The following is a 25,590-nucleotide window of genomic DNA, read 5'->3' on the forward strand; positions in this document are numbered from 1 at the left end:
TAAATTGCGCGCGCAACCGTTCGACGGCCCGCGGGCGCGTCAGCCCGCGAGCTTCTTCAGCGCGTCGAGCACCGCGTCGCCCTTGAACGGCTTCACGATCCAGCCCTTCACGCCGGCGGCCTTGCCGCGCTCCTTCATCGCCGGGCTGCTCTCGGTCGTCAGCATCACGACGTTGACCGCCGTGTTCGCCAGTTCGCCGCGAATCTTCTCGACCATCGTCAGCCCGTCCATGTTCGGCATGTTCACATCGCTGATCACGAGGCGCACGCCGGGCGTCGCCTTCAGCTTCGCGAGCCCGTCCTTGCCGTCGACGGCCGTCGCGACGTCGAGCCCGTGATTGCGCAGGAAGCCCGCGACTTCGTCGCGCACCGTGCCCGAATCGTCGACCACCAGAATCTTTGCCATGTCGTATTCCCCTTTTCGTCGTTGCCGACTTCAACATTCAAAACAGTTCGAGTTCGCCGGACTCGACCATCGGCCCGACGTCCTGCACCGATTCGCGGAAATCCTCCGGCGACCAGCTGAGGCTGAACACGAAACGCTGGTCGAGACGGACCGAGCGCCCCGAGGCCGGATCGGTCATCCGGTACTTGAAGCAGAGCTGCGGACAGTCGCCGCCGAACGAGATGAACTTCTGCTTGTGATTGACGACGAGCGGCACCTGCACCGGATGGCGCGCCAGCGCCTCCGCGTCGCCGAGATAGCGGTTCTTGAACGCGCCCCACACGAGGTTGGTCAGCTCGCCCAGCACGCTGTTCACGTCGCGGAAATCCGGCGCGCGGCCGCCGTCGCGCGTGCCGCCGATCATGTCGAGCAGCGGCTGCTCGCTCGTCTGCAACAGCATGTAGCCGCGGCACCATGCGCTTTCGAGCGCGATCAGGCTGAACACTTCGCCGAAGATGATCTGGTCGCGCACGATGCACGGCGTGTCGTGCTCGATCGTCATGCCCGGAAACAGGCCGTCGAGGCGCGCCTCGGTGATCTCCGAGATGCCGCGCACCAGCGCGTTCGGGTAGTCGCGGCCGAACAGATATTCGTCGATCGCGCGCGCGAGCGGCGTCATGTCGTCGGCGACGTAGGCCGCGCACGCGACACGGGCGAGCGCATCGGGCAGCCCGTCGCGCGACGCGAGCGATTCGCGGCGCAGGATGATCGGCAGCTCGGGCCGCAGCGCGTCGATTTGCGTCGCGATGATCGCGCTCTCGGCCGGCGAGCCGCCGTAATCCTCGGCCAGCAGGATCGCGCCGAGATCGATGTTCGAGCGCAGCACCTTCAGCAGCCGGCTGCGCCGCACGGTCAGGCCGACCAGGTTGTGCGCGTCGCAGAAACGCTTGATCGCGTCGGCGTGCACGCGGCTGTCGTCGAGTACGAGCACCTTGCTGACGGGTTGGTCTTCGGTCATCTGATGGATTCCTGATGGTCGGTCAGAACAGTTCGAGCTCGCCGCCGGTATCGACCGTGGCCGTTTCCGGCACGTGGAAATCGACCGGCGCGTTCGCGCACACGCACAGCGTCGCGCCGACCCGCACGTCGCCGTCGAGCGTCAGGTCGTATGCGGCCACGTAATCGGGCGAGAGCGCGTGCATGAAGTCGAGGCTCGCGCCGCTCAGCAGGTAAGGCGTCGACATCCCGAGATCGGGAAACGGCGCGGTCAGCGCCTGGTTGATCGCGCCGCAACACAGGTTCGCGACTTCCATGAACGCGTCGGTCAGCGGCCGCTGGCTGTTCGCGCCCGCCGTCGCACCGGCGAAATGGCGACGCGTCGCGTCGTCGTCGCTGAAGCGCAGCGCGAGCAGCAGCCGGAAATGCAGCGCCGAGATCGTCAGCACGACGACATGTCCGGTCACTTTCGGCTTCGATCGCGACTTCGCTTGCACGCGATCCGGCGCATCGTGTTCATGCCCGGCGGCCGGCCGGATGTCGCACACGCCGCCGGCCGCGAGCCGCGTGCGCGCGGCATCGAAGAAGATCCGCTCGAAACCGGCCCTCGCCTGCGCGCTGATCACGCGGCCTCTCCTTCGATCCGTGCATGCAGTTGCCCGGCCAGCGTCTCGACGGTCGCGAGCGCGGCCGTGATCATCTTGCCGCCGGCCTGGATGTCCTGGAACGTCGCGGCCGTCACGAGATCGTTGCGGTTCAGGCTGTCGCGATAGCTGTTCGACAGCTCCTGCGAGCGCGCGGCCAGCCCGCGCACCTCGCTCGCGACGATCGAGAAGCCGCGCCCGGCCGTGCCTGCACGCGCGGCCTCGATCGACGCGTTCAGCGACACGATCGACACGTGCGCGACGATCGCCGACAGCTCCTGGTTCTTCGCGCGCATGTCCTGGTTCTGCGTGGTCAGCGAGATCATCTGCTCGTGCCAGCGCTCGAACGTGCCGGCGAGCCCGCGCAAACGCGCGGCTTCGTCGGCGATCTTCAGCGCATGCTGCGCGAGCGCGGCGCGCTCGGCCGACAGCGCCTGCACCGCGTCGCGCTGCGCGCCGTTCGCGGATGCCTCGCGCGTCAGCGCCTCCTCCAGCTGCGCCTCGCGTTGCGCCCATGCGTCGGCTGCCTGCGCATGCGCCGACGCCGCTTCATCGGCGCGTGCGGCGGCTGCGTCGAGCGCACCGCGTAACGCGTGCGTGTCGCGTTCCATCGACGCGACGAGCCGTTGGCGCATCACGCGAAACATGACCGCCGCCGCGACCGCGACACCCCCTCCGCCCGCCAGCGCGGCGGCCATCTGGATCATCCATGCCTGCACGATCACGCCGTCACTCCGCCGCGCCGATATCCGCGCTGCGCGCGCGCTGCGCGTGCCCCGCGCCGTGCGCGGCACCGTCCGCGGCGAAGCGCGCCGGCAGCGACACGATCGTCTCGAACGCGCGATACGGCGCGCCGACGCGATCGTCGGTGAAGCGCAGCGCGATATCGCCGCCGTCGCGCTTCAGGAAGTTGCGCACCGCGTCCATGCCGACGCCGCGCCCCGATACTTCGGTCACCATCTGAGCGGTCGAGAAGCCCGGCCGGAAGATCAGCTCGGCGACGTCCTCGTCGGACAGCGCCGCTTCGCTCGCGGCATCGATCCAGCCGCGCTCGCGCGCGATGCCGCGAATCCGGTCGAGCGCGAGGCCGCGGCCGTCGTCGGCGAGCACGAACCACAGTTCGCCGCCGCCCACGCCGACCGCGATGTCGATCGTGCCGGACGCCGGCTTGCCGGCCGCGCGCCGCGCGTCGGACGATTCGATCCCGTGGTCGATCGCATTGCGCAGCAGGTGCATGAACACGTTCTTCAGCGTCGCGACGATCTCGCTGCGCACGCGCTGGCCGTGGCTGTCGATATGCACGACGGGCGCCGGCTTGCCGAGCTCGGCCGCGAGCGACGGCAGCGATTCGATCACGCCGCCGAGCGCGTCGCCGATCCCTTGCGTGCCGAGCTGGCTCAGCATGCGGCGCACCGCATCGCGCGCCGCGTGCCAGTCGGACGCGTTCGCCGGATCCGCGCCGTCGAGCACGCGCAGGCTCTCGCTGATGTGCGCGCGCTCGACCATCAGGAAATCGGCGCCATTCGGTGCCGGCTCGCCGCTGCGGCCGAGCGTGACCGCGTTGATCGTCGCGTAGTGGTCGACGGCCTCGCGCACGCGCGCCAGGTCGTCCATCAGCGCGTCGCGGTTCCACTCGGGGCCGCCGTCCGCGCGGCGCAGCGATTCGTACGCCTGCTCCGCTTCGTGGACGATGTTCGTCAGGTGCTGCAGGCTGTACGTGCGTGCATTGCCCTTGATCGTGTGCATGTTGCGGAACAGCGCCGCGACGATCGAGTGATCGACGCGCTCGTGCTGGCGGATCATCCGTTCGTTCTCGCTGAGGAAGCCCTTCGCGCTGTGCACGAAGTCGTGGAACTTGTCCTGGCTGATCGACAGAATCTCGCCGATCATCTCGAGGCGCCGCTGCTGTTCGCCGGCCTGCGCGGTCAGCTCGCGGATCTCGGTTACGTCGCGCACGCACAACATCAGGCGCACCACGGTGTCGGTCTCGTCGGTGATCGCCGACCAGCTCAGGTCGAGCCACTTCTCTCGGCCGTCCGGCATCCGCTTCGCGACTTCGTTGACGAGCAGATGCTCGTTGAACTCGAAGTTCATGCTGTCCTCGCCGAGGCACGCATGCACGGCCGCGTCGACCTGCGAGCGCGCGTCGGCGCCGATCGCCGAATCGTCGAACACGAGCGCCATCAGGTCGCGCCCGGCGATGTCGTTCGTCTCGAAGATGGTTTCGAGGTACGCCGAATACTCCGCATGCACGACGCCGCCTTCGACGACGGTCAGGATGCCCTGCTGCATATTCTGCAGCATCGCCTGGATGTCGGCTGTCTTCTGCTTCAGTTGCGCGGCGTTCTCCTGGATCTTCTCGATCATCCCGTTGAACGCGACGATCGAATGGCCGATTTCGTCCATCCGGCCCACCGGCACGCGGCGCGTGAAATCCTGGCTCGTCGCGATCTCGCTCATCGCCGTCTGCATCCCGATCAGCGGGCGCGTGATCTGGCGATACAGCACGAAGCCGAGTGCGGTCAGCAGCACGATCACCGTGCCGGCGACGCCCGCGATCGCGGTCGCCGTGGTCGCGAGCATCCCGTTCAACGCGCCGATCGCGTCGTCCTTCTGGCGGTTCTTCTCGACGCGCAGCGTGTCGACGATGCTTTCGAGTTCGTCGCGATACTGCGCGACGTTCGCGAACAGGTACGCCTGCGCCATCTCGGCCTTGCCGTCCGTCTTCATCTTCACGGTGTCGTCGATCGCCGCGAAATAGTTCGCGGCGCTGTCCTTCGCCTGCGCGACGAGCCCTTCCTGCGCGCGGCCGACCGCCGATTTCGCCTGCCCGTCGAGCGCGGCGCGCAGTGCAGCCTGCTTCGCCTTCAGCTCGTCGCGCGCCTGCGCGGCGGTGTTCGCGTCGGGCGCGTAGACGAGCGTCATCGTCGCGATCTGGATGTTCTTCACGTCGGCGACGAGATCCGCCGACGCAAGCGCGCTCGGCACGATTCCCTGGGTGACCTGACGCACCTCGGACGCGCTCTTGCGCGTCTGGTACACGGCGTAGACGCCGATCGCGGACAGCGCGAAGAACGTCAGGACGACTAGCAGCGTAATGCGATGACGGATGGTCATGAGTACAGCTCCCCGCGGCGATCCGGGTTCGATCGCCCATTTGTCTATTGAAAGAATGAGCGCCGCATTATCGGGGATGGTGTATGACTGTCCGATGACCGAAAACCAATCGGTCATCGAGGAAATCGCAATGATTAATTGCGCGCGGAAATGCCTAAAGTTTTTTGCGGATTTGCCGTTAACTTTCCGCCGCCATGCCCCGTACGGCTGCGGTGCTCGACGAATCGCCGGAATAGCGGAAATTCATTGTTTTATTCATGCGCGCAACATCCGTCTTATTGAATTCCGACAAAACGTTTGCGCATTATCGACGGGCGGTTTGTTTTGGTATTTTTTATAATCGTCTCAGTATTCGCCCGGCTGGTTCGTTAGTGTCGACTCTGCATGATCGACCGTTCAGCCTTCGTCCGGCTCGGCGAGCCAGTCTTCGAACTGCAGCCGCGGAACGCGCTCGTATTCGCGGACGTTGTGCGTGACGAGCACCAGGTGCCGGGCACGCGCCTGCCCTGCGATCAATGCGTCGTAGGGGCCGATCGGCGTGCCGGCCGCGATCAGATGCGTGGCCGCGTGACGTCGTGACCGGCTCTCGAAACGACCCGTGCCCCGATTCATTCCCAACAGGAAACAATCAATCCCGTCCCGGCGATTCCCCTGCCGATCCGCTCGCTCTAGACTGTCGCATCGATCCTCTTCCGGACCCACGCAATGACCGACGTCCTGCCGCTGACCACCGAACCCGAATCCGGCCTTCAATACCGGCTGCGTCCGGCCACCGGCCGCGCCGCCGCCCGCCTGTTGCTGCTGCATGGCGTCGGCGGTAACGAAACCAACCTGCTGAACGTGGCCGATACGATCGATCCGCGCATCGAAATCGCGTTCCTGCGCGGCCCGCTCACGTTCGGGCCCAATCAGCATGCATGGTTTCCGGTGCGTTTCGGCCCGAACGGCCCTCAAATCGATGCGGCGCGTGCGGACGAGAGCCGCATGCAACTGATCACGCTGCTGCATGCGTTCCGCGCGCGAGATGGCGCGGCCCCCGCGTTGCCGACCGTGATCGCCGGCTTCAGCCAGGGCGGCATCATGAGCGCGAGCGTCGGCCTCACGTCGCCGGGCGACGTGAGCGCGTTCGCCGTGTTGTGCGGGCGCGTCCTGCCGGAAATCGATCCGCTGATCGCGCCGCGCGATGCATTGAGCACGCTGCACGCGCTGGTGATGCACGGCCGCTTCGACGACAAGCTGCCCATCGCGTGGGCCGACACGGCCGACGCGAAGCTGACGGCGCTCGGCGTCGCGCACGACACGCGGCTGTATGCGGCCGGCCACGAGCTGACCGCGGAGATGGCCGGCGATTTCGGCCGATGGGTCGGCGAGCGCGCCGGGCTGAACTGAATGTGAGTTGAACCGGAACCGAACGCACCGGGGGCGTCGGCCCGCGAACGGACCGACGCCCCGGTGCATGACGTCAAGCGTTCATCACGCGTTCTGCGCGGGATCCGCAACGGCGCGCACGGATGCCGGCATCGCCGCCGCCCGTTCGCGCTCGGCACCACGTTTCGCCAGCTTCCAGCCGATCACCAGCGCGAGCACGACGACCGGAATCATCGCGATGGTCCACGTGCCGCCGGGGTAGTCGAACGCCATCAGCACCAGCACGCCGACGAGGAACGCGAGCGTGAGCCACGACGTGAACGGCGCGCCGGGCATCCGGAACGACACGGCCTTCATCTCGCCACGATCGACCGCGCGGCGGAACAGGATCTGGCACATCACGATGAAGCCCCACGTCGTGATGATCCCGAGCGACGCCATGTTCAGCACGATCTCGAACGCCTGCGCCGGCACGATGTAGTTCAGCGGCACGCCGATCGCGTTGATCGCGACCGTGATCAGGATCCCGCCGTACGGCACGCCGCGCGCGTTCATCCGCGACACGAAGCGCGGCGCCGAGCCGCCCATCGCAAGCGAGCGCAGCACGCGGCCGGTCGAATAGAGACCGGAATTCAGGCTCGACAGCGCGGCGGTCAGCACCACGACGTTCATCACGGTCCCGACGTACGGCACGCCGAGCTTGCTGAAGAACGTGACGAACGGGCTTTCATGCGAGCTGTACGCGGTCCACGGCAGCAACAGCGTCAACAGCACGACCGAGCCGACGTAGAACAGCGCGATGCGCCACATCACGCTGTTGATCGCCTTCGGCAGCACCTTGCGCGCGTCGGCCGTCTCGCCCGCCGCGACGCCGACGAGTTCGATGCTCGCATACGCGAACACGACGCCCTGCACGATCAGCACGGCCGGCAGAATCCCGTGCGGGAAGATCCCGCCGTGATCCGCGACGAGATGCAGCCCCGTCATCTGCCCCGCCACCGGATGGCCGCTCGCGAGAAACACCGCGCCGACCGCGAGAAACACCGCGAGCGTGCCGACCTTGACGAGCGAAAACCAGAACTCCATCTCGCCGAACACCTTCACGCCGATCATGTTCATCACCGACACGATCCCGAGCGCGCCGAGCGCGAACACCCATTGCGGCACGTCGGTGAACACGGCCCAGTACTTCATGTAGATCGCGACCGCGGTGATGTCGACGATGCCGGTCGTCGCCCAGTTCAGGTAGTACATCCAGCCCGCGACGAACGACGCGCGTTCGCCCATGAACTCCCGTGCATACGACACGAAGCTGCCGCTGGTCGGCCGGTGCATCACGAGTTCGCCGAGCGCGCGCATGATCAGGAACGCGAACACGCCGCACACGAGATACACGAGCGCGAGCGCGGGCCCCGCGCTTTGCAGGCGGCCGCCCGCGCCGAGAAAGAGGCCGGTGCCGATCGCACCGCCCATCGCGATCATCTGCACGTGCCGCGGCTTCAACTGCTTCGCATAGCCGGCTTCGTGCGACGCGAACATCGCATCGGGATCGGCATGCGCGGCGTCCGCGCCGCCGGCCGGACCGGCCGGGCGCTCGCTGGGGTGTGTCATCGTGAGTCTCCGTTGTTTGTAGATGTGTCGCGCCCCGCTCCGGAGGCGCTTTCGGTACGACCGCGAACCGGCTCGCGTCAGAACGCGCGCGGCCGGATCAGCGCTTCGGGCTGCAGCGCTTCGTCGAGTTGCGCCTCGGTCATCAGTTCGCGCGCCAGCACGACCTCGCGGATCGACTTGCCGGTCGCATGCGCTTCGGCGGCGACGGCGGTCGCGCGCTTGTAGCCGATGTACGGATTCAGCGCGGTCGCGAGCGCGACCGAGCGCTCCATCGTTTCGCGCAGCCGCTCGGGATTCGCGGTGATGCCGCTCACGCATCGCTGCGCGAGCGTCGTGCACGCGGCCGTCAGGTGGCTGAAGCTGCGGAACAGCGCGCTCGCGATCACCGGTTCGAACGCGTTGAGCTGAAGCTGGCCCGCCTCGGCCGCGAAGGTGATGGTCACGTCGTTGCCGAACACCTCGAACGCGACCTGGTTCACGACTTCCGGAATCACCGGATTGACCTTGCCGGGCATGATCGACGAGCCGGCCTGCACGGGCGGCAGGTTGATTTCGCCGAAGCCTGCGCGCGGGCCGCTCGACAGCAGCCGCAGGTCGTTGCAGATCTTCGACAGCTTGACGGCGATCCGCTTGAGCACGCCCGACACCTGGACGAACGCGCCGCAATCCTGCGTCGCCTCGATCAGGTTCGGCGCGGTGCTCAGGTCGAGCCCGGTGATGCGGCGCAGCGCGGCCAGCGCCTTCTCCGCGTATTGCGGATGCGCGGTGATGCCCGTGCCGATCGCGGTCGCGCCGAGGTTGATCTCGCGAATCAGCCAGCCGGCTTCCTGCAGCCGCGCGATGTCTTCCGTCAGCATCACCGCGTAGGTCGAGAATTCCTGGCCGAGCGTCATCGGCACCGCGTCCTGCAACTGCGTGCGGCCGAGCTTCAGCAAGCCGGCGAACGCGTCGGCCCGCTCCGCGAATGCATCGCGCAGCCGCGCCATCGCCTCCAGCAGATGTTCGACCGCGAAGCACGTCGCGATCCGGATCGCGGTCGGATAGACGTCGTTGGTGCTCTGCGCGAGATTGACGTGCTCGTTCGGGTGCAGGTATTCGTACTGCCCGCGCGCGTGGCCCATGATTTCGAGCGCGCGGTTGCAGATCACCTCGTTCGCGTTCATGTTGGTCGACGTGCCGGCGCCGCCCTGGATGACGTCCACGACGAACTGGTCGTGCAGCCGCCCTTCGCGGATCTCGACGCACGCGGCGGCGATCGCATCGCGGAACGGCCGCGGCAGCAGCCCGAGTTCGCAATTGGCGTCGGCCGCCGCTTCCTTCACGGACGCGAGCGCCATCACGAGGTACGGCAGCGACGCGATGGTGCGGCCCGAAATGTCGAAATTCTCTTTCGCGCGCAGCGTGTGGACGCCGTAATAGGCGGTATCCGGAATGCTTCGTTTCCCTAAAAGATCCGCTTCGACGCGGAAGCCGTGTTCTGCCATCGTGCCCTCCTGAAATGTCTCGTGCCGCTCGCCGGCCGCCGCTTGCCGACGCGACGGGTTCGCATTCTATGCCTTTGCAAAAACATGCTCCCTTCTGTATTATCGAAAGCGGTTTTGCGTGGGACGCAACAGCGAGAATCGAATGAAAAAAGGCGCGAGAGAAACCGGCATCGATCACCTGGGCGCGATGCGCGCGTTCGTGCGGGTGGTCGAAACGGGGAGTTTTTCGGCGGTCGCGAAGGAGATGCACGTGTCGACGTCGACGGTCGCGCGCAAGGTGACCGCGATCGAGGAAGCGCTCGGCGTCGCGCTGCTGCACCGTTCGACGCACAGCGTGACGCTCACCGAGGCCGGCCATATCTATCTGGAGCGCGCGGTCACACTGATCGCCGATCTCGACGACACGCTGCGTGTCGTCGCCGAGCTGAATGCGCAGCCGAGCGGCCCGCTGAAGCTCACCGCGCCGGTCGCGTTCGGCCGCCGCCATCTCGCGCCGCTGATCGCGCCGTTTCTCGCGCGCTACCCGACGATCCAGCTCGACGTGCGGCTCACCGACAACCACAACGACCTCGTGGCCGGCGGCTTCGATCTCGACATCCACGAAGGCGAGAACTACCTGGACAACCTGGTCGTCCACCGGCTGTCGCGCAACGACAGCATCCTGTGCGCGACGCCCGGCTACCTCGACCGCTGTGGGCACCCGGCGACGCCGGACGACCTGAAGCATCACAACTGCCTGCGCTACGTGCACCCGGAAGGCGATCCGCGCTGGGAGCTCGTGCGCGGCGACACGCGGCACAGCGTGCTGCCGGCCGGCAATCTCGTCACCGACCATTCGGAGCTGTTGCTGGAGGCGACCTGCGCGGGGCTCGGCATCGCGGAATTCGAGATCTGGCTGGTGCGCGACCTGCTCGCGAGCGGCCAGCTCGAAGCCGTGCTGCCGCGCTACCGGCTGCAGAACCGGCTGACCGGCGAATTCATCTACATCGCGTATCTGGCGAACCGACGCAGCTCGGCGAAGCTGCGCGTGCTGAAGGATTTCCTCGCGGAACACCTCGCGCAGATCGGCGAGCTGTCGGAGCGGGAGCTGGCGAAGATTCGCGACGCACGCGCGTAGCGCGCGCCGATGCGCGGCCCGGATCGCGGGCCGGAGGCATCATCGGCGCGGCGACCGCGTTCAGGCCGCCTGCAATTCGAACGGGAACGTCGCATGCCCGAACTCGACGCCTTGCGTGTTGAGCATCGGCGGGCGGTGGAACGCGGCCAGTTGCGCGCGCTGCTCGGCCGTGCCGATCTGCAGCCGCTCGAGGATTTCGCTGACGACCATATACAGCACGTCGAGATTGCCGTCCTCGATCTTCACCGAGATGCCGAGCGCGCCGTCCGCGCCGAGCTGCCGCGTGCGTTCCGACGCGCGCACGCCGATCCCGTAGCACGCATCCGCGCCGAGCTTGCCGACCACCTGCCCGCCGAACGCGTTCATCAGCACCGTGCAATAGCGCCCTTCGCCGGCCACCAACTCCGGATGAGCGGTCATCGCACGGTGAATGCGCGCCAGTGCGCGAATGCGGTCCGTGAGCGCGCCGCCCGCTTCCACCGCGTCCGCGCCGTCGGCCAGCGACGCGTACAGGCGCGCCAGCCGATCCAGCGAGAACGCCGGGGTCGGCAGGTTGCAGCCGTCGATGCCCCAGTCGACCTCGTCGTCGCGCAGCCCGCATGCATCGGCCACCACCTGCTTCACGCGCACCTGCATCGGATGGTCGGGCAGATGGTAATCGGCGATCGCGGCGCCGATCGCCTGCGCGCCGGCCAGCATCCCGACGTGCTTGCCCGAACAGTTGCTGCATACGCCGGTCGGCGTGTAGTCGCGCTTGATCCACGCCCGGTACACCGCGTCGGACAACGGCGGATGGCCGCCGCAGCGCAGATCCGATTCGTGCGCGGCGACCTTCGCGAGCATCGCGCGCGTGCGTTCGATGTGACGATCCTCGCTGCTGTGCGACGCGCACATCAGCGCGATGTCCGCGTCGTCGAAGCCGAAGCGCTCCGGCGCGCCCGTCTCGATCACCGACAGCGCCTGGGCCGGCTTGGCCGCCGACCGCGCGAGCGTCATCCGGAACGGATCGCCGAACCGGGCCAGCAGCCGGCCGCGTGCATCGACGACCGCCACATGGGCGATGTGCGTGTTCTCGATCGCATTCCCGCGGTACGTGACGACCGCTGCGCGTGGGGTGTCCATCCTGTTCTGTCTCCTTGCTCGCGGGCCTGATGCCGGGGCCCGTCCAACCGGTACGGCAGTGTAGCGAGTCGCCGCCGCCGCGCGTCGGCCCTCGTCATGGAAAGCGGTGTTGCATGCGACGCAAAGGCGGTCGCCTTCCACGAAAGATTGACTGAATTAGTACAAAAACCCTTCCATCGGTTACCTATTTACCGCTCGGCGGCACACTGCAGTGGGAACCGCCCGCAAGCTCGCGCCCGTGTCGTAGCGGGGGGTGGATTGAGGTAGTACGGGCGTCGCGTCAGGCGTCTCGGAGACGCGAGCAGCCTTAGACGCTATCGATACTCGTCGATCTCGATCACTGCCCCGACTGATTCAATCAGCTGGCGGGTAGTGTCCGACACGTAGGGCACACGATCACCTTTCTCGTTGTCCCAGTAGCAGAAGAACCGCATATGCGCCCCTGCTTGTTCGATACGCTCGACGAGACCGTCACGCGGCAACGAGGGTCGTTCGATCAGGTAGCGCAGGTGCGGCTCCAACCGATCGCTTTGAACGGCAGCCCTGCTTTCCAGCGCCCACAGATTGAGCTTTCCGGGCCGGGAACTCAGCCGCCCGGACGGCAGCAGATAGGGCTTTCCTTTCGTGATCGTTCGACTCGGGAAGATGCCGAAGAAAGCGGTCCACGTGTCTGGGTGCGCGCCGTCCGATGAAATGATGAACGTCGCGTGCGCAAGAGCGCTATCGGTGGGCGTCGCCCTACTCGGTAGGAGTTTGTCGCTCACTAACGTGTCGGTTTCGCGCGCTACGCGTCCAGCGCGAGCAGCGCGAACGTCGCGAGCCAGTGCTCGCCCATGTAGTCGCCCGCCACGTGCGCGAGCGCGCTCGCGAGATGCCGGTCGGCCGCATCGAGCAGCTTCGCGCGCCGCGCATCGCCTTCCGGCAGCGCGCCGGCCAGCGAACGCTGGCACCACGCACGGCTCAGGTTCAGCCCGTCGAGGTGCGCGATCTTGCCGTCGCTGCGGTCGCTGACCGTCGCCGGCTCGAACAGCGTCGCCGGCTCGCCGCGCGCGAGGTCGGGCAAAAAGCGCGCGAACCAGCCGTCGAATTCGGCGGCCGGCAGCACGCGCCGCATCAGTTCGGCTTCCATCAGCGCGGGCGACAGGAATTCGTCGCCCGACGGCTCCCACGCCTGGCATGCGACGTCGTTCAGGTGCCAGCGCTTCGCGGTATCGACGATCAGCGCCGCGAGCCCGTCGCGCTGCGTATCGCGCGCGAAATCGAGCGTGAGCGCCAGCGCGAACGCGGTGTTGAAGTGCGTGCCGACGCGCAGCGGATAGGTCGCCTTCGGCAGGAAAGTCTCGAAGCGCGACACGAACAGGTCGGCCAGCGGCGCCATCGTCTTCGCCCAGCGCGCGGCCTGCGGCAGCACGCCCTTCAGCGCGAGCCGCTCGAGCTGCGCGACGAGCGCGAGCAGCCATGCCCAGCCGTACGGCCGCTCGAAGCCGCTGTTGTGCGGCAGCGCGAGATACGCGCGTTCGCCGGCAACGTTGGCGTCGGTAAAGTGCGCGTCGACGATCGCGACGATGCGCTCGGCCTCCGGCAATGCCGGGTAGCGTTCGAGCACGCGCAGCACGAGCCAGTAGCCGTGCACGCACGAGTGCCAGTCGTAGCTGCCGTAGAAGATCGGGTGCAGCGCGCGCGGCCCCTGCACGTCGTGCGGACCTTCGAGCGCATGCGTGAGCTTGTTCGGATATTCGCGGGTCAGGTGTGCGAGCGCGAGCGACGCGAATTTCGACGCGAGTTCGGGGGTCAGTCGGTCGGTCATGAGGATCTCGTCCATCGAATCAGAAGCGGAATACGAACGCGTACATCAGCAGCGTGTTCACGGCCAGCAGCAGCACGGCCGTCGGCCACTGCGCCTTGATCACGCCGTTCTTGTCCTTCAGTTCGAGCAGCGCCGCGGGCACGATGTTGAAGTTCGCGGCCATCGGCGTCATCAGCGTACCGCAGAAGCCGCTCAGCATCCCGATCGCGCCCATGATCGCCGGATTGCCGTGGAACTGGTGGACGATCAGCGGCAGGCCGATGCCGGCCGTCATCACCGGGAACGCGGCGAAGCCGTTGCCCATGATCATCGTGAACAGCGCCATGCCCACCGTGTAGGCCGCGACCACCGCGAACGGCGAATCGATCGGCACCCACTCCTTCACGAGCCCCGACACCACGCCGCCGACGCCCGCGACCGCGAACAGCGCGCCGAGCGCCGCGAGCATCTGCGGCAGGATCGCGGCCCAGCCGACCGCGTCCATCGTGTGGCGCGCTTCCTTCAGCGCATGCACAGGCGAATCGCGCAGCATCGCGAGCGCGACGACGAACGCGACGATCGTACCGAGCACGAGCGAGATCAGCGTCACGCTCTTCGGCTCGACGAACGGCACGAGCTTCAGCGCGAACGTGCCGATCAGCGTGACGACCGGAATCAGCAGCGCGGGCAGGAACAGCCGGTTGCCGAAGCGCTGCGCGAGCGTCTCGCGCCGCACGGCCGCCGCAACGCCTGCCTCGTCCGACTGGCCGCGGCCGAGCTTGCCGGAGCCGGCGATCAGCGCGAGCGCGATCGCCAGGCAGCCCATCACGACATGCGGCAGCAGCGCGCCGAACAGGAACGTGATCGCGTAGATGGCCCAGAACGCGAAATTGACGACGCGCCGCGGGTTCGTGCGGTCCGTCAGGTTGAAGTACGCGAACGCGGCGAACATCAGCCCGGCGAGCGTGTACAGCGATTCGAGGCCGATCATCGCGCGCCCTCCTGCTTCACCAGGCCGAAGCCGCGCGCGAGCCGGCGGTCGAGCAGCGCGAGGCGCGTGCAGTGGATCAGCAGCGCGGCGATCGCGGTCGGGATCGCCCACACCGACAGGTGCAGCGGCTCGATGGCGATGCCGTTTTGTTCGAGAAAGCCCTTGATCAGCAGGATCGACTGGATCGCGATGAAGATGTCCTCGCCGAAGAACACGGCGACGTTGTCGGCGCCCGACGCATGCGCGCGGATCTGCTGGCGCACCGCCTCGGGCAGCTCGCCGTGCCGGCCGACCGCGGCGGCCTCGGCCATCGGCGCGATCAGCGGCCGCACCATCTGCGCGTGGCCGCCGAGCGACGTGAGGCCGAGTGCGGCCGTCGCCTGGCGCAGCACGAAGTACAGCATCAGCACGCGGCCCGTGGTGGCCGCCTGGACCCGCGAGATCATCCGCTTCGCCTGCTCCTTGAGCCCGTTGCGCTCGAGCAGCGCGATCACCGGCAGCGTGAGCCAGATCAGCCCCATGTAGCGGTTCTCGGCGAACGCCTTGCCGAACGCGCTGACGATGTCGACGAAATTCAGCCCGCCCGCCAGCCCCGTCGCGAGCCCCGCGATCGTGACCACCAGCAGCGCATTGAAGCGCAGCGCGAAGCCGATCACGACGATCGGCACGCCAATCAGCACCAGCATTTCCGCTCCTTGTGTCTGGACGCGCGGCACGTCGGCCGCGCGCGGCCGGCCCGGTTTGCATCGGGCTCGGACGGCGAAATCTAACACGAGACTTTATCGATAAAAAGTCGATAATTCGCCGGTTCGGGTAAACGTTGAAGCCGACGGACACCGTGCCCACGCCGTGTGTCGGCCACATTTCATCGGACGAATCGGGCCGGCCCGCGCGCGTGGCGCGGGCCCGGGACGCCGACTACACTGAAAAGCATCGGCAACGTACGGGAGAGCCGCCATGATTGACGTATTCCAGACCATCGGCAGCCGCGCGTTCTCCGCCCATCTGGCGAAGGACGGGATGGTGACGCTGATGGAGCAACGCCATGAAGTCGACCGCGTGACGCTCGCGACCGCCTATGCCGCGCTCGTCGAGGAAGCCGAGCAGGAAAGCGACCTGCTCGACGCGACGGTCGAAGGGATGATGCGCGCGCTGATCCAGGGCTACGCGCGCAGCCACTGACGGCGCGGCGGCGGGGCCGCTATGCAGCCGGCGTGCCCGCGCCCACGCCGAACCACCGGCCGTCGCGCAGTTGTCGGTAATCGGCCTGCGTGAAGATCCTCAGCAAATTCGCCACCGCGCCGTTGCTGGCACGATCGCGTTCCGTCATGAAGGCTTCGACCGCGTCGCGGCCGGCGAACAGGATCGTGCTGAAATACCGCTCGCGCTCCGCGTCGCAGAGGTTCGTCTCGCTCAACTGGTACGGATGGTGAAGCGCCGCGAACAGGAAGTAATAGCGTTCGGCGTCGTCGCGCAGCACGCGCACCGCATCGGGTTCGACCGGAAAATCGCGGTAGAACGACGCGTGTCCGCTCTCGATGTGGATCCGGTACAGCAAACGGCCGTCCTGCTCGATCACGATCGGCGCATGCGGGTCGCGGCTGACGAGGACGGTATCGGGCACGGTCATCCGGTGCTCTCCTTTCTTTTTGTCGATGCCGGCACGGTAACATGCGGACTTTTGCGGCGTGTCCGGACGGGATCGACTGGCCCGCTTGCAGGCAATGCGGCATCGCCATAGAGGAAACGCACTGAAACGGCACCATGCGCAAATTTTTCGATTGCCGCCGCCCGCGCCGCATGACAGCATTCGGGCGTCGTCAACCCAAAAGAATGCCGCGCCGTCCGGCCGCCGATGCCGCCCGGACGCGCCGAACCGGCTGCACCTTCCATGAACCCGGCCCACCTCCAACAACACTACGAACCGACCGGAGAATTCCGCTTGTGAACATCGGCATCGTCAACGACCTCCCGCTTGCCGTCGAGGCGATGCGCCGCGCGATCGCGCGACGGCCCGAGCACCGCGTGCTGTGGGTCGCGACCGACGGCGCGCAGGCCGTCGAACTGTGCGCCGCGCAGCCGCCCGACATCGTGCTGATGGATCTGATCATGCCGAAATTCGACGGGATCGAAGCGACGCGGCGGATCATGCGCTCCGAACGACCGTGCGCGATCCTGATCGTGACGAGCTGCATCGGCGCGAACGCGTGGCGCGTGTTCGAGGCGATGGGCGCCGGTGCGCTCGACGCGGTCGATACGCCGCGGCTCGGCGACGGCTCGGCCGGCGACACGACGAAACTGCTGCTCGCGAAGATCGACCAGATCGGCCGTCTGCTCGACGCGCCGGGCGGCACGCGCGTCACGGGCGCGGCCGCGCGCGGCGGCGCCGGCCCGCTGGTCGCGATCGGCGCATCGGCCGGCGGCCCCGGCGCGCTCGCGTCGATCCTCGGCAGCCTGCCGGCCGATTTCAATGCGCCGATCGTGATCGTGCAGCACGTCGATCGCGCGTTCGCCGAAGGCATGGCGCAATGGCTCGACGGTCAGACCCGGCTCGCCGTGCGCGTCGCGCACGAAGGCGACCGCCCGCAGCCGGGCGTCGCGCTGCTCGCCGCGACCGACGATCACCTGCGCATCACGCGCGCCGGCACGCTCGAATACACGCGGGAACCCGCCGCCACGCCGTATCGTCCGTCGGTCGACGTATTCTTCAACAGCCTGACCGAGCACTGGCCCGGCCGCGTGATCGGCGTACTGCTCACCGGGATGGGGCGCGACGGCGCGATCGGCCTGAAGGCGCTGCGAATGAAGGGCTACCATACGATCGCGCAGGACGAGGCAACCAGCGCCGTGTACGGGATGCCGAAGGCAGCCGCGACGCTCGGCGCGGCGCGCGCGATCCTGCCGCTCGGGCGCATCGCGGGCGAGCTGGCGGCGCTCGCGCGGATCTGAGCCCGACGATGACCGCGCGCAACGCCCATGCCTGCCCTTGCAACAACCGCAACAACCCGCATCGACCATGACGATTGACCTGACTCGCCCGCCGGGCGGCCCGACCGGGTCGCCCGCCGACGCGCCGGCGATGGTGCTGCTGGTCGACGACCAGACGATCGTCGCGGAAGCCGTGCGCCGCGCGCTCGTCGACGAGGACGGCATCGACTTCCACTATTGCCCGCGCTCGGACGACGCGATGGCCGCCGCGATCGAGACGCGCCCGACCGTGATCCTGCAGGATCTCGTGATGCCCGGCACCGACGGGCTGAGCCTCGTGCGCGCGTACCGCGCGAATCCGGCGACGCGCGACGTGCCGATCATCGTGTTGTCGACGCAGGAAGAACCGGTGATCAAGAGCGCCGCGTTCGCGTGCGGCGCGAACGACTATCTGGTCAAGCTGCCCGATCGCATCGAGCTCGTCGCGCGCATCCGCTACCACTCGCGCTCATATATGAACCTGCTGCAGCGCGACGAAGCCTATCGCGCGCTGCGGCAGTCGCAACAGCAACTGCTCGAGGCCAATCTCGAGCTGCGGCGCCTCACGCACTCCGACGGCCTGACCGGCTTGTCGAACCGGCGCTATCTCGACGAATACCTGGCCGCCGAGTGGCGGCGCGGCACGCGCGAGCGCAGCGAGCTGTCGCTGCTGATGATCGACGTCGACAACTTCAAGCTGTACAACGACACGTACGGGCACGTGTCCGGCGACAGCGTGCTCAAGCAGATCGCGTCGACGATCGAGCGCTGTCTCGGGCAGTCGGGCGATCTCGCCGCGCGCTTCGGCGGCGAGGAATTCGCGGTCGTGATGCCGGCCACGTCGCCGGGCGCCGCGCGGCTGCTCGGCGAGAAGATCCGGCTCGCGGTCGAGGCGTTGCGCGTGCGGCACGCGCATGCGTCGACGGGCAACCAGATCGTGACGATCAGCATCGGCGGCGCGAGCATCGTGCCCGCACCCGGCCTGCCGACGACCGTGCTGATCGAGGCGGCCGACCGCGCGCTCTATCGCGCGAAGCACGAAGGCAAGAACCGGGTCGAGATCGATCCGTCGCCGACGCCGCCGGGCGCCGGCGGGTTCGGCGCGCGCTAGCGCACTCACGCGGCGCCGAGCCGGCGCGCGTAGTCGTGCGCATCCAGCGGGCGGCTGAACAGATAGCCCTGCTGCATGTCGCAGCCGATCTGCTGCAGGAACCACGACTGCGCCTGCGTCTCGACGCCTTCGGCCGTGACCTTCATGCCGAGCGAATGCGCCATCGCGACGACCGCCTGCGTGATCGCGACCGAGTCGTGATGATCGGGCACGCCCGACACGAACGAACGGTCGACCTTCAGGTTGTGCAGCGGAAAGCGCTTCAGGTACGCGAGCGACGAATAGCCGGTGCCGAAATCGTCGACCGAGATCCGCACGTTCATGTCCGTGAGCGCTTCGAGCATCGGCAGCACGGTGTCCGTGTCGTTCATCAGCACGCCTTCGGTGATCTCGAGTTCGAGCGCGGACGGGTCGAGCCGCGTTTGCGCCAGACAGCGGGCGACCGATTCGACGAGCCCTTCGTGAAACTGCCGCGGCGACAGGTTGACGGCCAGCATCAGGTCCGGCGCGATCGTGCGGCGCCACTCGGCCGCCTGCCGGCACGCGGTTTCGAGCACCCATTGGCCGATCGCGACGATCAGCCCCGTGTCTTCCGCGACCGGAATGAATTCCGCCGGCGACATCGGTCCGAGCTCGGGGCTCGTCCAGCGCAGCAGCGCTTCGGCGCCGACCGTGCGGCCGGTGCGCGCGTCGACCACGGGCTGATACGCGAGCCGCAGCATGTCCGACGCCAGCGCGCGCCGCAGCGACTGTTCGATCGCGAAGCGGCGCTGCAGCCGCAGGTTGAGCTGCGCGGTGAAGAACGTGAAATGGTTGCGGCCGTGCTGCTTCGCGTCGTACATCGCCGAATCGGCGTTGCGCATCAGCGTCACGGCGTCGTCGCCGTCGCGCGGCGCGACGCTGATGCCGATCGATACGCCGAGCCAGTATTCGTTGTTCGCGATCGCGAACGGCTTCGCGATCGCGTCGATGACCTCGCGCGCGAGCCCCGCGAGACGCTCGGGATCGTCGCAGTCGTCGACGAGGATCACGAACTCGTCGCCGCCGACGCGCGTGAGCGCGTAGCGGCCGTCCGCGCAGCCCGCGAGCCGCGCCGCGACGCTGCGCAGCAGCGCGTCGCCCGCGTCGTGGCCGGCCGTGTCGTTGACCTTCTTGAAGCCGACCAGATCGATGAACAGGATCGCGACGCGCGCAGACCCGGCCGCCGCATCGCGCACGCCGAACAGCTCGCGCATGCGGTCGCCGAGCCAGCGGCGATTGTAGAGGCCCGTCAGCGCGTCGCGGGTCGCCATGTAGCGCAACTGCTGTTGCGCTTCACGCACCGGGCCGATGTCGTTGAACGACACGAGCACCGAGTCGGCCTGCGTCTCGCCCGGCCGCACGATCGGCACCGCGTTGCCGCGCACCCAGATGATGTCGCCGTCCGCGAGACCGAAGCCGACCGTGTAGTCGAGCATCGGCGTGGCCGTCTCGAGCGCGCGCCGGCTCGGCCAGTCGTGCGGGTCGATCGGCGTGCCGTCCTCGTACAGCTTGCGCAGGATCACCGTGGACAGCCGACGGCCGACGAGTTCGCCCTTCGCGCGGATCATCCGGTTCGCGCTCGGATTGCTCGCGATCACGACGCCCTCGCGCGACACGACGAGGATGCCCTCGCTCAGGCTGTTGACGACGAGCCGGTGATGTTCCTCGCTGCGCGCGAGCTGCCGTGCGATCCGGTCCTGGTGCACCGCGAGGCCGACGCTGTTGCCGATATCGCGCAACAGCCCGGTTTCCTCGTCGCTCGGGCGGCACGGCCGGTGATGATAGACGGCGAACGCGCCGAGCACGACGCCCGCGTCGTCGAGGAACGGCACCGACCAGCACGCGCGCAAGCCGAGCGGCAACGCGATGGCGCGATAGTCGGCCCACAGCGGATCGGTTTCGATGTCCTCGACGGTGACCATCCGGCGCTCGTACATCGCGGTGCCGCACGAGCCGGCCGCGGGGCCGATCGTCGCGCCGTCGATCGCCGCGCTGTACTGCGCGGGCAGCGACGGCGCCGCGCCGACGCGCACGTGCACGCCGTCCGTATCGAGCAGCAGGATCGTGCACGACGCACCGTCGCCGAGCAAAGCCTCGGCACGCCGGCAAACTTCGACCAACAGTTCCGGCAGCGGCGTGTTGCGTGTGATCAGCCTCAGCACGCTCTGCTCGGATGCGAGCACTTCCGCGGCGAGCCCGAGGCTGTAGCGAGAACTTTGCGGTTCGGTATTCAAGTGAATCCTGCCGTCTGTCCGACCGGGTCTGGTGCGCCCGGTTCGTTATCGATATTTCGTGCCCTGTTCCGCTCCGGGTTTACGCCGATCCCCGGTGCGCCCCGTTTGCGCGCCGAGCGAGGGCGCGCCGAAATGTATTTAACACCAATCCGTGACGATCGACATACCTGCTTCCATCAGGGGATACGCTCGGTTGCCGCGCGGCGGGCGGCGGCGGCCGGTGCGATGCAAGGTTGCTGCGCCGCACGACGGCGCGGGCGCGCTGCCCGTCAATCCTTCCGGATCTGCTGACCGGCCGGGCGCGCGCGACGGCAGGCGCTGTCCGGCCGGCACCGCGCGCTTGTCCTGCTTCCGGCTCCGGCGGGGGCCCGCATCGCGGCCTCCCCCGCCGCGTTTCCGTATCCGTGATTCAATGTCGATCGAACCGGCGCCGTGCAAGCGGGCGGCACGGCGATTCGTACCCTCATCGATCGACCTTCACTGGATCCCCATGACGAACCCTGCCGAAATCAAGGCGCTCGTTTTCGATGTCTTCGGAACGATCGTCGACTGGAGAAGCGGTGTCGCACGCGGCGCCGCCGCATTCCTGGACCGCCACGCGCCGACGCTCGACCCGTTCGCGTTCGCCGATGCGTGGCGCGACGAATATTCGCCGTCGATGGAAGAAATCCGCAGCGGACGCCGCCGCTACGTGCGGCTCGACGTGCTGCATCGCGAGAACCTCGTCCGCACGCTCGATCGTTTCGGGATCGTCGACGTGCCCGATGCCGACATCGACGCACTCAATCTCGCGTGGCACCGGCTCGATCCGTGGCCCGACGCCGTCGCCGGGCTGCACCGGCTGAAGCGCCGTTACATCATCGCGCCGCTGTCGAACGGCAACATCCGGCTGATGGTCGACGTCGCGAAGCACGGCGGGCTGCCGTGGGACGCGATTCTCGGCGCCGAGGTCGCCCGCGCGTACAAGCCGTCGCCGGCCGTCTATACCGAAGCGGTCGAGATTCTCGGCCTCGCGCCGGCCGAGCTGTGCCTGGTGGCCGCGCACAACGGCGATCTGGCGGCCGCGCGCCGGCTCGGGCTGTCGACCGCGTTCGTGCTGCGGCCGACCGAGCACGGGCCCGGCCAGACGACCGACCTGCAAGCCGACGATGCGTGGGATTTCGACGTCAGGGACCTGAACGAACTCGCGGATCGGCTGGGTTGCCCGGGCTGAGTGTGCCGGGCGGCGCGGCCCGCCCCGGCGCCGCGATCGCGAGGCGGCGCACCTCCGCTACTTCACCACCGCCCGCCATGCGGTTCGCGCGTAGATGAGCAGCAACGGCAGCAGCGCCAGCGCGAACAGCAGGCACAGCGCGAGCACCCACACCGGCCATTGCTGCGGATTCCCGTGCGCCCAGTAACGGTACGGCACGCTCAGGAAGGCAAGTTCCATCAACAGCGCGCCAAGCGGCACGAGTCCGTTCAGCACCGCCGCCACGCCGAAGCGCGCCGCGCCGTCGATCTTCTTCCCGGCCCCGTACGCCGCGATCAGGTACACGAAATACCCGACGATCGCGACCATCACCGTGCCGCCGGCCAGCAACCCGATACTCCGCACGCTGCGTTCGTGCCACTGATGCGCCCCTTGCGGCAACACGACATCGATCTTCTCGCCGATTTCGGGCACGGCGCCCGAGCGAATGTTGCCGGGTAGCGTGATACGTTCGCCATCCGGCATCACGGCTTCCAGGATCGACGTGTACTTGATGCACCGGTACGACGAGGTTCGCCCCGAACTGTCGCGGCGCTCGCAGGTATCCCACTCGGACTGGTAGGACACGACGGTCGCTTCGTATTTCGGCGATACCGCCAGTGCGTAAAGCTCGTCGCCGATCCAGTACGCGAACGGGAACAACAGCGACACGAGGCAAAAACACACGAGCCACCAGAACGCGACCGCGCCGCCGGAGCCGCGCTTGCCGCCCGTCTGTCGGCGCACCATGCGCGACGCGAGCCAGTAGGCGGTCACGCCGAATACCACCACACACACCACGAACACCTTGCCCGCATGCGTCAAAGCCATTTGCCCTCTCCCCGCTAGCCGGTCGAATCGCCGCCGGCCGTGTTGTCATCCAGATCGATCATCGCATCGCCGTCGCGCCCCGCCCGTCGACCGCTACGCCGGCTCGCCGACGAACCTCAGCGTGCCCGACTCCCCCGACAACAGCGCGCGATTCGCGTCCGCCGCCGCGCGCAGGTAATCCCACAGCGCGGTCACGCGCCGCAGCTTGCGCAGATCCTCGCGGCACGTCAGCCAGAAACACCGCGTGACGACCACGTCGTTCGGCAGCACGGGCACCAGCGCCGGCTGCGTGGCCGCGATGAAGCACGGCAGGATCGCGAGGCCGCCGCCCTGTAGCGCCGCGAAAACCTGCGCGATCACGCTCGTCGTGCGCAACCCGGCCGTAGCACCCGGCACCGCGCGGTCCAGGTACAGCAGTTCGTTGCTGAACGCGAGATCGTCGACGTAGCTGATGAATGCGTGCTGCGCGAGATCGTCCGTACAGGTAATCGGCGCGTGATTCGCCAGATAGTCGCGCGTCGCATAGAGCCGCAACTGGTAGTCGCACAGCTTCGTGACCACGTAAGGCCCGCGCTCGGGCCGCTCGAGCGTGATCGCGAGATCTGCCTCGCGCTTCGGCAGGTTGACGAAATGCGGCACCGGCAGCAGGTCGACCGTCACGTGCGGATGCGCGGCGCGAAACTGCGCGAGCTGCGGCGCGAGGAAAAAACAGCCGAACCCTTCGGTCGACCCGATCCGCACGTGGCCCGACAGCGCCTCCCCCGTGTTCGCGACCTGGTCGCACGCGGACTGCACGGTCGTCTCCATCGCATCCGCATACGCGACGAGCCGCTGCCCTTCGGCCGTCAGCGTGAAGCCGCCGGAGCGCGACTTGTCGAACAGCAGCGTGCCCATCGCGGCTTCGAGCGCGCGGATGCGCCGCGCGACGGTCGTGTAGTCGACGCCGAGCCGCTTCGCCGCGCCGCTCGCGCGCTGCGTGCGCGCGACTTCGAGGAAAAAGCGCAGGTCGTCCCAGTTCAGGTTGCCGGAAACCGGCTCGGTGGCGTGTCGCATCGGCGAGGAAAAAAGAGGGGGTCTCCGGGCCGGCCGTCGATATGCATAAATACACATCCAACCGGTTTCTTTATCGGTACATCATGAATCTGCGCATAACTATACTCGACCGTGACCTGCGGACCATGAGCCGCGGGCAATAAAACCGGAGACACCATGCAGACCCGATCCACCCTCGATGAGCATGCGACCATCGCGACGCCGGCGCCCGAGCGCACCGCGAAGCATTACCTGCTGGCCGGCTGGGCCAGCATGGCCGGCACCACGATCGAGTGGTACGACTTCTTCCTGTACGGCACGGCCGCCGCGCTCGTGTTCAACCGCATCTTCTTCCCGTCGCTGGACCCGGTCGTCGGCACGCTCGCCGCGTTCGGCACGTTCGCGGTCGGCTTCATCGGGCGGCCGATGGGCGGCATCGTGTTCGGCCACTTCGGCGATCGCATCGGCCGCAAGTCGATGCTGATGATCACGCTGCTGCTGATGGGCGTGCCGAGCATGATCATCGGGCTGATCCCGTCGTACGACAGCATCGGCTACTGGGCCGCCGCGCTGTTGATCGCGATGCGCTTCCTGCAGGGGATGGCGGTGGGCGGCGAATGGGGCGGCGCGGTGCTGATGGCCGTCGAGCACGCGCCGAAAGGCCGCAAGGGGCTGTTCGGCAGCCTGCCGCAGACGGGTGTCGGGCTCGGCCTGATCCTGTCGTCGGTCGCGATGGCCGCGGTGGCCGCGCTGCCGGAAGCCGACATGCTGTCGTGGGGCTGGCGCGTGCCGTTCCTCGCGAGCATCGCGCTCGTCGGCCTCGGCTGGTTCATCCGCGCGAAGGTGCCGGAATCGCCCGACTTCGAGAAGGTCCGCAAGCAGGGCAAGGCCGAGAAATCGCCGGTGACGGCCGCGCTGCGCCGCCATCCGCGCGAAGTGCTGACGATCGTCGGCGCACGCGCCGCCGAGAACACCTGGTTCTACATAGTCGTCACGTTCGCGCTCGCTTACGCGACGCAGCAGCTGCATCTGCCGAAGGCCGAGATGCTGCACGCGATCACGGCCGGCGCCGCGCTGTCGCTCGTCACGATGCCGCTGTGCGGGCATCTGAGCGACCGCATCGGCCAGCGCCGGATGTTCGCGATCGGCCTCGTGCTGATGTGCGCGTTCGCCGCGCCGTTCTTCACGATGCTCGGCACGCAGCAGACGTCGTACGCATGGTGGGCGATCGTGCTCGGCCTCGGCGTCGTGTTCCCGATCCTCTATGCGCCGGAATCGCTGCTGTTCGCGCAGCAATTCCCGGCGGAAATCCGCTACAGCGGCATCTCGCTGTCGGTGCAGCTGGCCGGCGTGATCGGCGGCGGCTTCGCACCGATGATCGCGACGTCGCTGCTGAAGGCCGGCGGCGGCCAGCCGCACTACGTGATCGCGTACCTCGTCGGCTTCGGCGTGTTCGCGCTCGCGTGTACCGCGTTGATGCGTCCGGCGCGCGCCTGAGCACGCCGGCCGGCATTCGATCGAATCCAGTTCGTCCTGCCGCCCG

At 67.8% G+C, this 25,590-nt stretch carries 24 protein-coding genes and 1 pseudogene; 8 read left to right on the forward strand and 17 right to left on the reverse strand.

What is annotated here, in order from left to right:
- Positions 1–39: 39 nt before the first annotated feature.
- The 5 genes from J8I35_RS31730 to J8I35_RS31750 are packed head-to-tail and all read right to left on the reverse strand — an operon-like array spanning position 40 to position 5,141.
- Positions 40–405: a response regulator gene (locus J8I35_RS31730; RefSeq protein ID WP_006486240.1), complete on the reverse strand. Its 366-nt coding sequence runs from the start codon at positions 403–405 to the stop codon at positions 40–42.
- A 37-nt stretch (positions 406–442) separates the two neighbouring features.
- A complete protein-coding gene (locus J8I35_RS31735) occupies positions 443–1,402 on the reverse strand; it encodes a chemotaxis protein CheX (RefSeq protein WP_209928938.1) in 960 nt (319 codons plus the stop codon).
- A 22-nt stretch (positions 1,403–1,424) separates the two neighbouring features.
- Positions 1,425–2,006 (reverse strand): hypothetical protein, encoded by a 582-nt coding sequence (locus tag J8I35_RS31740; RefSeq protein ID WP_050013768.1) that lies wholly within the window; start codon positions 2,004–2,006, stop codon positions 1,425–1,427.
- On the reverse strand, positions 2,003–2,731 hold the full coding sequence (locus tag J8I35_RS34895; RefSeq protein ID WP_209928970.1) for a methyl-accepting chemotaxis protein: 729 nt from the start codon (positions 2,729–2,731) through the stop codon (positions 2,003–2,005). Before J8I35_RS34895 ends, J8I35_RS31740 begins: the two co-directional genes overlap by 4 nt.
- Positions 2,732–2,753: 22 nt before the next feature.
- The gene (locus J8I35_RS31750) at positions 2,754–5,141 is read right to left on the reverse strand and encodes an MCP four helix bundle domain-containing protein (RefSeq protein ID WP_124554086.1); all 2,388 of its coding nucleotides are present in this window, start codon (positions 5,139–5,141) and stop codon (positions 2,754–2,756) included.
- Between J8I35_RS31750 and J8I35_RS31755 the strand changes: the two genes are divergently transcribed.
- Positions 5,140–5,481 (forward strand): hypothetical protein, encoded by a 342-nt coding sequence (locus J8I35_RS31755; RefSeq protein WP_209928940.1) that lies wholly within the window; start codon positions 5,140–5,142, stop codon positions 5,479–5,481. The two genes, J8I35_RS31750 and J8I35_RS31755, sit on opposite strands and share 2 nt — an antisense overlap.
- Positions 5,482–5,537: 56 nt before the next feature.
- On the opposite strand, the pseudogene J8I35_RS31760 reads toward J8I35_RS31755, so the two are convergent.
- Positions 5,538–5,699, reverse strand: a pseudogene (locus tag J8I35_RS31760) (type II toxin-antitoxin system VapC family toxin); the annotation flags it as partial.
- A gap of 147 nt (positions 5,700–5,846) precedes the next feature.
- Here J8I35_RS31760 and J8I35_RS31765 point away from each other — a divergent pair.
- Positions 5,847–6,530 carry a phospholipase gene (locus J8I35_RS31765; RefSeq protein WP_124593776.1) on the forward strand — a complete coding sequence of 228 codons (684 nt, stop codon included), beginning with the start codon at positions 5,847–5,849 and terminating at the stop codon, positions 6,528–6,530.
- A gap of 84 nt (positions 6,531–6,614) precedes the next feature.
- Here the strand turns inward: J8I35_RS31765 and J8I35_RS31770 are convergent, their stop codons facing one another.
- Complete coding sequence (locus tag J8I35_RS31770; RefSeq protein ID WP_050013765.1) at positions 6,615–8,120, reverse strand: amino acid permease; 1,506 nt, start codon at positions 8,118–8,120, stop codon at positions 6,615–6,617.
- Positions 8,121–8,197: 77 nt separating this feature from the next.
- Positions 8,198–9,604, reverse strand: a complete 1,407-nt coding sequence (aspA, locus tag J8I35_RS31775; protein WP_050013764.1) for an aspartate ammonia-lyase — start codon at positions 9,602–9,604, stop codon at positions 8,198–8,200.
- A 142-nt stretch (positions 9,605–9,746) separates the two neighbouring features.
- Here aspA and J8I35_RS31780 point away from each other — a divergent pair, with 142 nt between their 5' ends.
- On the forward strand, positions 9,747–10,721 hold the full coding sequence (locus J8I35_RS31780) for a LysR family transcriptional regulator (RefSeq protein WP_209928942.1): 975 nt from the start codon (positions 9,747–9,749) through the stop codon (positions 10,719–10,721).
- Positions 10,722–10,781: 60 nt separating this feature from the next.
- Here J8I35_RS31780 and J8I35_RS31785 read toward each other — a convergent pair whose 3' ends face one another.
- The 5 genes from J8I35_RS31785 to J8I35_RS31805 form a co-directional block, all read right to left on the reverse strand.
- Positions 10,782–11,843: an asparaginase gene (locus J8I35_RS31785; protein WP_209928949.1), complete on the reverse strand. Its 1,062-nt coding sequence runs from the start codon at positions 11,841–11,843 to the stop codon at positions 10,782–10,784.
- 314 nt (positions 11,844–12,157) lie between these two features.
- Complete coding sequence (locus J8I35_RS31790; RefSeq protein WP_209928951.1) at positions 12,158–12,607, reverse strand: DUF4279 domain-containing protein; 450 nt, start codon at positions 12,605–12,607, stop codon at positions 12,158–12,160.
- A gap of 20 nt (positions 12,608–12,627) precedes the next feature.
- Entirely contained in the window at positions 12,628–13,650 is a 1,023-nt protein-coding gene (locus J8I35_RS31795) for a DUF2891 domain-containing protein (protein WP_050013760.1), read from the reverse strand.
- Between the two features lie 19 nt (positions 13,651–13,669).
- Positions 13,670–14,620: a DUF979 domain-containing protein gene (locus J8I35_RS31800; RefSeq protein ID WP_209928953.1), complete on the reverse strand. Its 951-nt coding sequence runs from the start codon at positions 14,618–14,620 to the stop codon at positions 13,670–13,672.
- Entirely contained in the window at positions 14,617–15,306 is a 690-nt protein-coding gene (locus tag J8I35_RS31805; RefSeq protein ID WP_209928955.1) for a DUF969 domain-containing protein, read from the reverse strand. The genes J8I35_RS31800 and J8I35_RS31805 overlap by 4 nt, the downstream gene beginning before the upstream one ends.
- 271 nt (positions 15,307–15,577) lie before the next feature.
- Between J8I35_RS31805 and J8I35_RS31810 the strand changes: the two genes are divergently transcribed.
- Entirely contained in the window at positions 15,578–15,802 is a 225-nt protein-coding gene (locus J8I35_RS31810) for a hypothetical protein (RefSeq protein WP_034179850.1), read from the forward strand.
- 19 nt (positions 15,803–15,821) lie between these two features.
- Here the strand turns inward: J8I35_RS31810 and J8I35_RS31815 are convergent, their stop codons facing one another.
- On the reverse strand, positions 15,822–16,250 hold the full coding sequence (locus J8I35_RS31815) for a hypothetical protein (RefSeq protein ID WP_124651123.1): 429 nt from the start codon (positions 16,248–16,250) through the stop codon (positions 15,822–15,824).
- Between the two features lie 314 nt (positions 16,251–16,564).
- Between J8I35_RS31815 and J8I35_RS31820 the strand changes: the two genes are divergently transcribed.
- Positions 16,565–17,569 carry a chemotaxis response regulator protein-glutamate methylesterase gene (locus tag J8I35_RS31820; RefSeq protein WP_050013755.1) on the forward strand — a complete coding sequence of 335 codons (1,005 nt, stop codon included), beginning with the start codon at positions 16,565–16,567 and terminating at the stop codon, positions 17,567–17,569.
- Between the two features lie 67 nt (positions 17,570–17,636).
- Positions 17,637–18,698: a diguanylate cyclase gene (locus J8I35_RS31825; protein ID WP_050013754.1), complete on the forward strand. Its 1,062-nt coding sequence runs from the start codon at positions 17,637–17,639 to the stop codon at positions 18,696–18,698.
- 5 nt (positions 18,699–18,703) lie between these two features.
- Here J8I35_RS31825 and J8I35_RS31830 read toward each other — a convergent pair whose 3' ends face one another.
- Entirely contained in the window at positions 18,704–20,953 is a 2,250-nt protein-coding gene (locus J8I35_RS31830; protein WP_124630461.1) for an EAL domain-containing protein, read from the reverse strand.
- A 490-nt stretch (positions 20,954–21,443) separates the two neighbouring features.
- On the opposite strand from J8I35_RS31830, the gene J8I35_RS31835 reads away from it, so the two are divergent.
- Positions 21,444–22,166, forward strand: coding sequence for a haloacid dehalogenase type II (locus J8I35_RS31835; RefSeq protein ID WP_050013752.1), 723 nt, complete (start codon positions 21,444–21,446; stop codon positions 22,164–22,166).
- A 57-nt stretch (positions 22,167–22,223) separates the two neighbouring features.
- On the opposite strand, the gene J8I35_RS31840 is transcribed toward J8I35_RS31835, so the two are convergent.
- Both J8I35_RS31840 and J8I35_RS31845 read right to left on the reverse strand, forming a co-directional pair.
- On the reverse strand, positions 22,224–23,015 hold the full coding sequence (locus J8I35_RS31840) for a uracil permease (protein WP_089489250.1): 792 nt from the start codon (positions 23,013–23,015) through the stop codon (positions 22,224–22,226).
- A 93-nt stretch (positions 23,016–23,108) separates the two neighbouring features.
- On the reverse strand, positions 23,109–24,068 hold the full coding sequence (locus tag J8I35_RS31845; protein WP_209928957.1) for a LysR family transcriptional regulator: 960 nt from the start codon (positions 24,066–24,068) through the stop codon (positions 23,109–23,111).
- 156 nt (positions 24,069–24,224) lie between these two features.
- Between J8I35_RS31845 and J8I35_RS31850 the strand changes: the two genes are divergently transcribed.
- Complete coding sequence (locus tag J8I35_RS31850) at positions 24,225–25,544, forward strand: MFS transporter (RefSeq protein WP_209928959.1); 1,320 nt, start codon at positions 24,225–24,227, stop codon at positions 25,542–25,544.
- Positions 25,545–25,590 lie beyond the last annotated feature (46 nt).

This window comes from Burkholderia sp. CpTa8-5 (genome assembly GCF_017815045.1).
GTDB classification, from domain to species: domain Bacteria; phylum Pseudomonadota; class Gammaproteobacteria; order Burkholderiales; family Burkholderiaceae; genus Burkholderia; species Burkholderia sola.

What these genes read in the sequence shown, in the direction of transcription:
- J8I35_RS31810 (WP_034179850.1), top strand. Translation starts at nt 15,578, where the DNA reads ATGATTGACGTATTCCAGACCATCGGCAGCCGCGCGTTCTCCGCCCAT.
- J8I35_RS34895 (WP_209928970.1), bottom strand. Translation starts at nt 2,731, where the DNA reads ATGATCCAGATGGCCGCCGCGCTGGCGGGCGGAGGGGGTGTCGCGGTC.
- J8I35_RS31750 (WP_124554086.1), bottom strand. Translation starts at nt 5,141, where the DNA reads ATGACCATCCGTCATCGCATTACGCTGCTAGTCGTCCTGACGTTCTTC.
- J8I35_RS31835 (WP_050013752.1), top strand. Translation starts at nt 21,444, where the DNA reads ATGACGAACCCTGCCGAAATCAAGGCGCTCGTTTTCGATGTCTTCGGA.
- J8I35_RS31805 (WP_209928955.1), bottom strand. Translation starts at nt 15,306, where the DNA reads ATGCTGGTGCTGATTGGCGTGCCGATCGTCGTGATCGGCTTCGCGCTG.
- J8I35_RS31755 (WP_209928940.1), top strand. Translation starts at nt 5,140, where the DNA reads ATGAGTACAGCTCCCCGCGGCGATCCGGGTTCGATCGCCCATTTGTCT.
- J8I35_RS31800 (WP_209928953.1), bottom strand. Translation starts at nt 14,620, where the DNA reads ATGATCGGCCTCGAATCGCTGTACACGCTCGCCGGGCTGATGTTCGCC.
- J8I35_RS31765 (WP_124593776.1), top strand. Translation starts at nt 5,847, where the DNA reads ATGACCGACGTCCTGCCGCTGACCACCGAACCCGAATCCGGCCTTCAA.
- J8I35_RS31735 (WP_209928938.1), bottom strand. Translation starts at nt 1,402, where the DNA reads ATGACCGAAGACCAACCCGTCAGCAAGGTGCTCGTACTCGACGACAGC.
- J8I35_RS31825 (WP_050013754.1), top strand. Translation starts at nt 17,637, where the DNA reads ATGACGATTGACCTGACTCGCCCGCCGGGCGGCCCGACCGGGTCGCCC.
- J8I35_RS31815 (WP_124651123.1), bottom strand. Translation starts at nt 16,250, where the DNA reads ATGACCGTGCCCGATACCGTCCTCGTCAGCCGCGACCCGCATGCGCCG.
- J8I35_RS31850 (WP_209928959.1), top strand. Translation starts at nt 24,225, where the DNA reads ATGCAGACCCGATCCACCCTCGATGAGCATGCGACCATCGCGACGCCG.
- aspA (WP_050013764.1), bottom strand. Translation starts at nt 9,604, where the DNA reads ATGGCAGAACACGGCTTCCGCGTCGAAGCGGATCTTTTAGGGAAACGA.
- J8I35_RS31770 (WP_050013765.1), bottom strand. Translation starts at nt 8,120, where the DNA reads ATGACACACCCCAGCGAGCGCCCGGCCGGTCCGGCCGGCGGCGCGGAC.
- J8I35_RS31795 (WP_050013760.1), bottom strand. Translation starts at nt 13,650, where the DNA reads ATGACCGACCGACTGACCCCCGAACTCGCGTCGAAATTCGCGTCGCTC.
- J8I35_RS31780 (WP_209928942.1), top strand. Translation starts at nt 9,747, where the DNA reads ATGAAAAAAGGCGCGAGAGAAACCGGCATCGATCACCTGGGCGCGATG.
- J8I35_RS31785 (WP_209928949.1), bottom strand. Translation starts at nt 11,843, where the DNA reads ATGGACACCCCACGCGCAGCGGTCGTCACGTACCGCGGGAATGCGATC.
- J8I35_RS31840 (WP_089489250.1), bottom strand. Translation starts at nt 23,015, where the DNA reads ATGGCTTTGACGCATGCGGGCAAGGTGTTCGTGGTGTGTGTGGTGGTA.
- J8I35_RS31845 (WP_209928957.1), bottom strand. Translation starts at nt 24,068, where the DNA reads ATGCGACACGCCACCGAGCCGGTTTCCGGCAACCTGAACTGGGACGAC.
- J8I35_RS31730 (WP_006486240.1), bottom strand. Translation starts at nt 405, where the DNA reads ATGGCAAAGATTCTGGTGGTCGACGATTCGGGCACGGTGCGCGACGAA.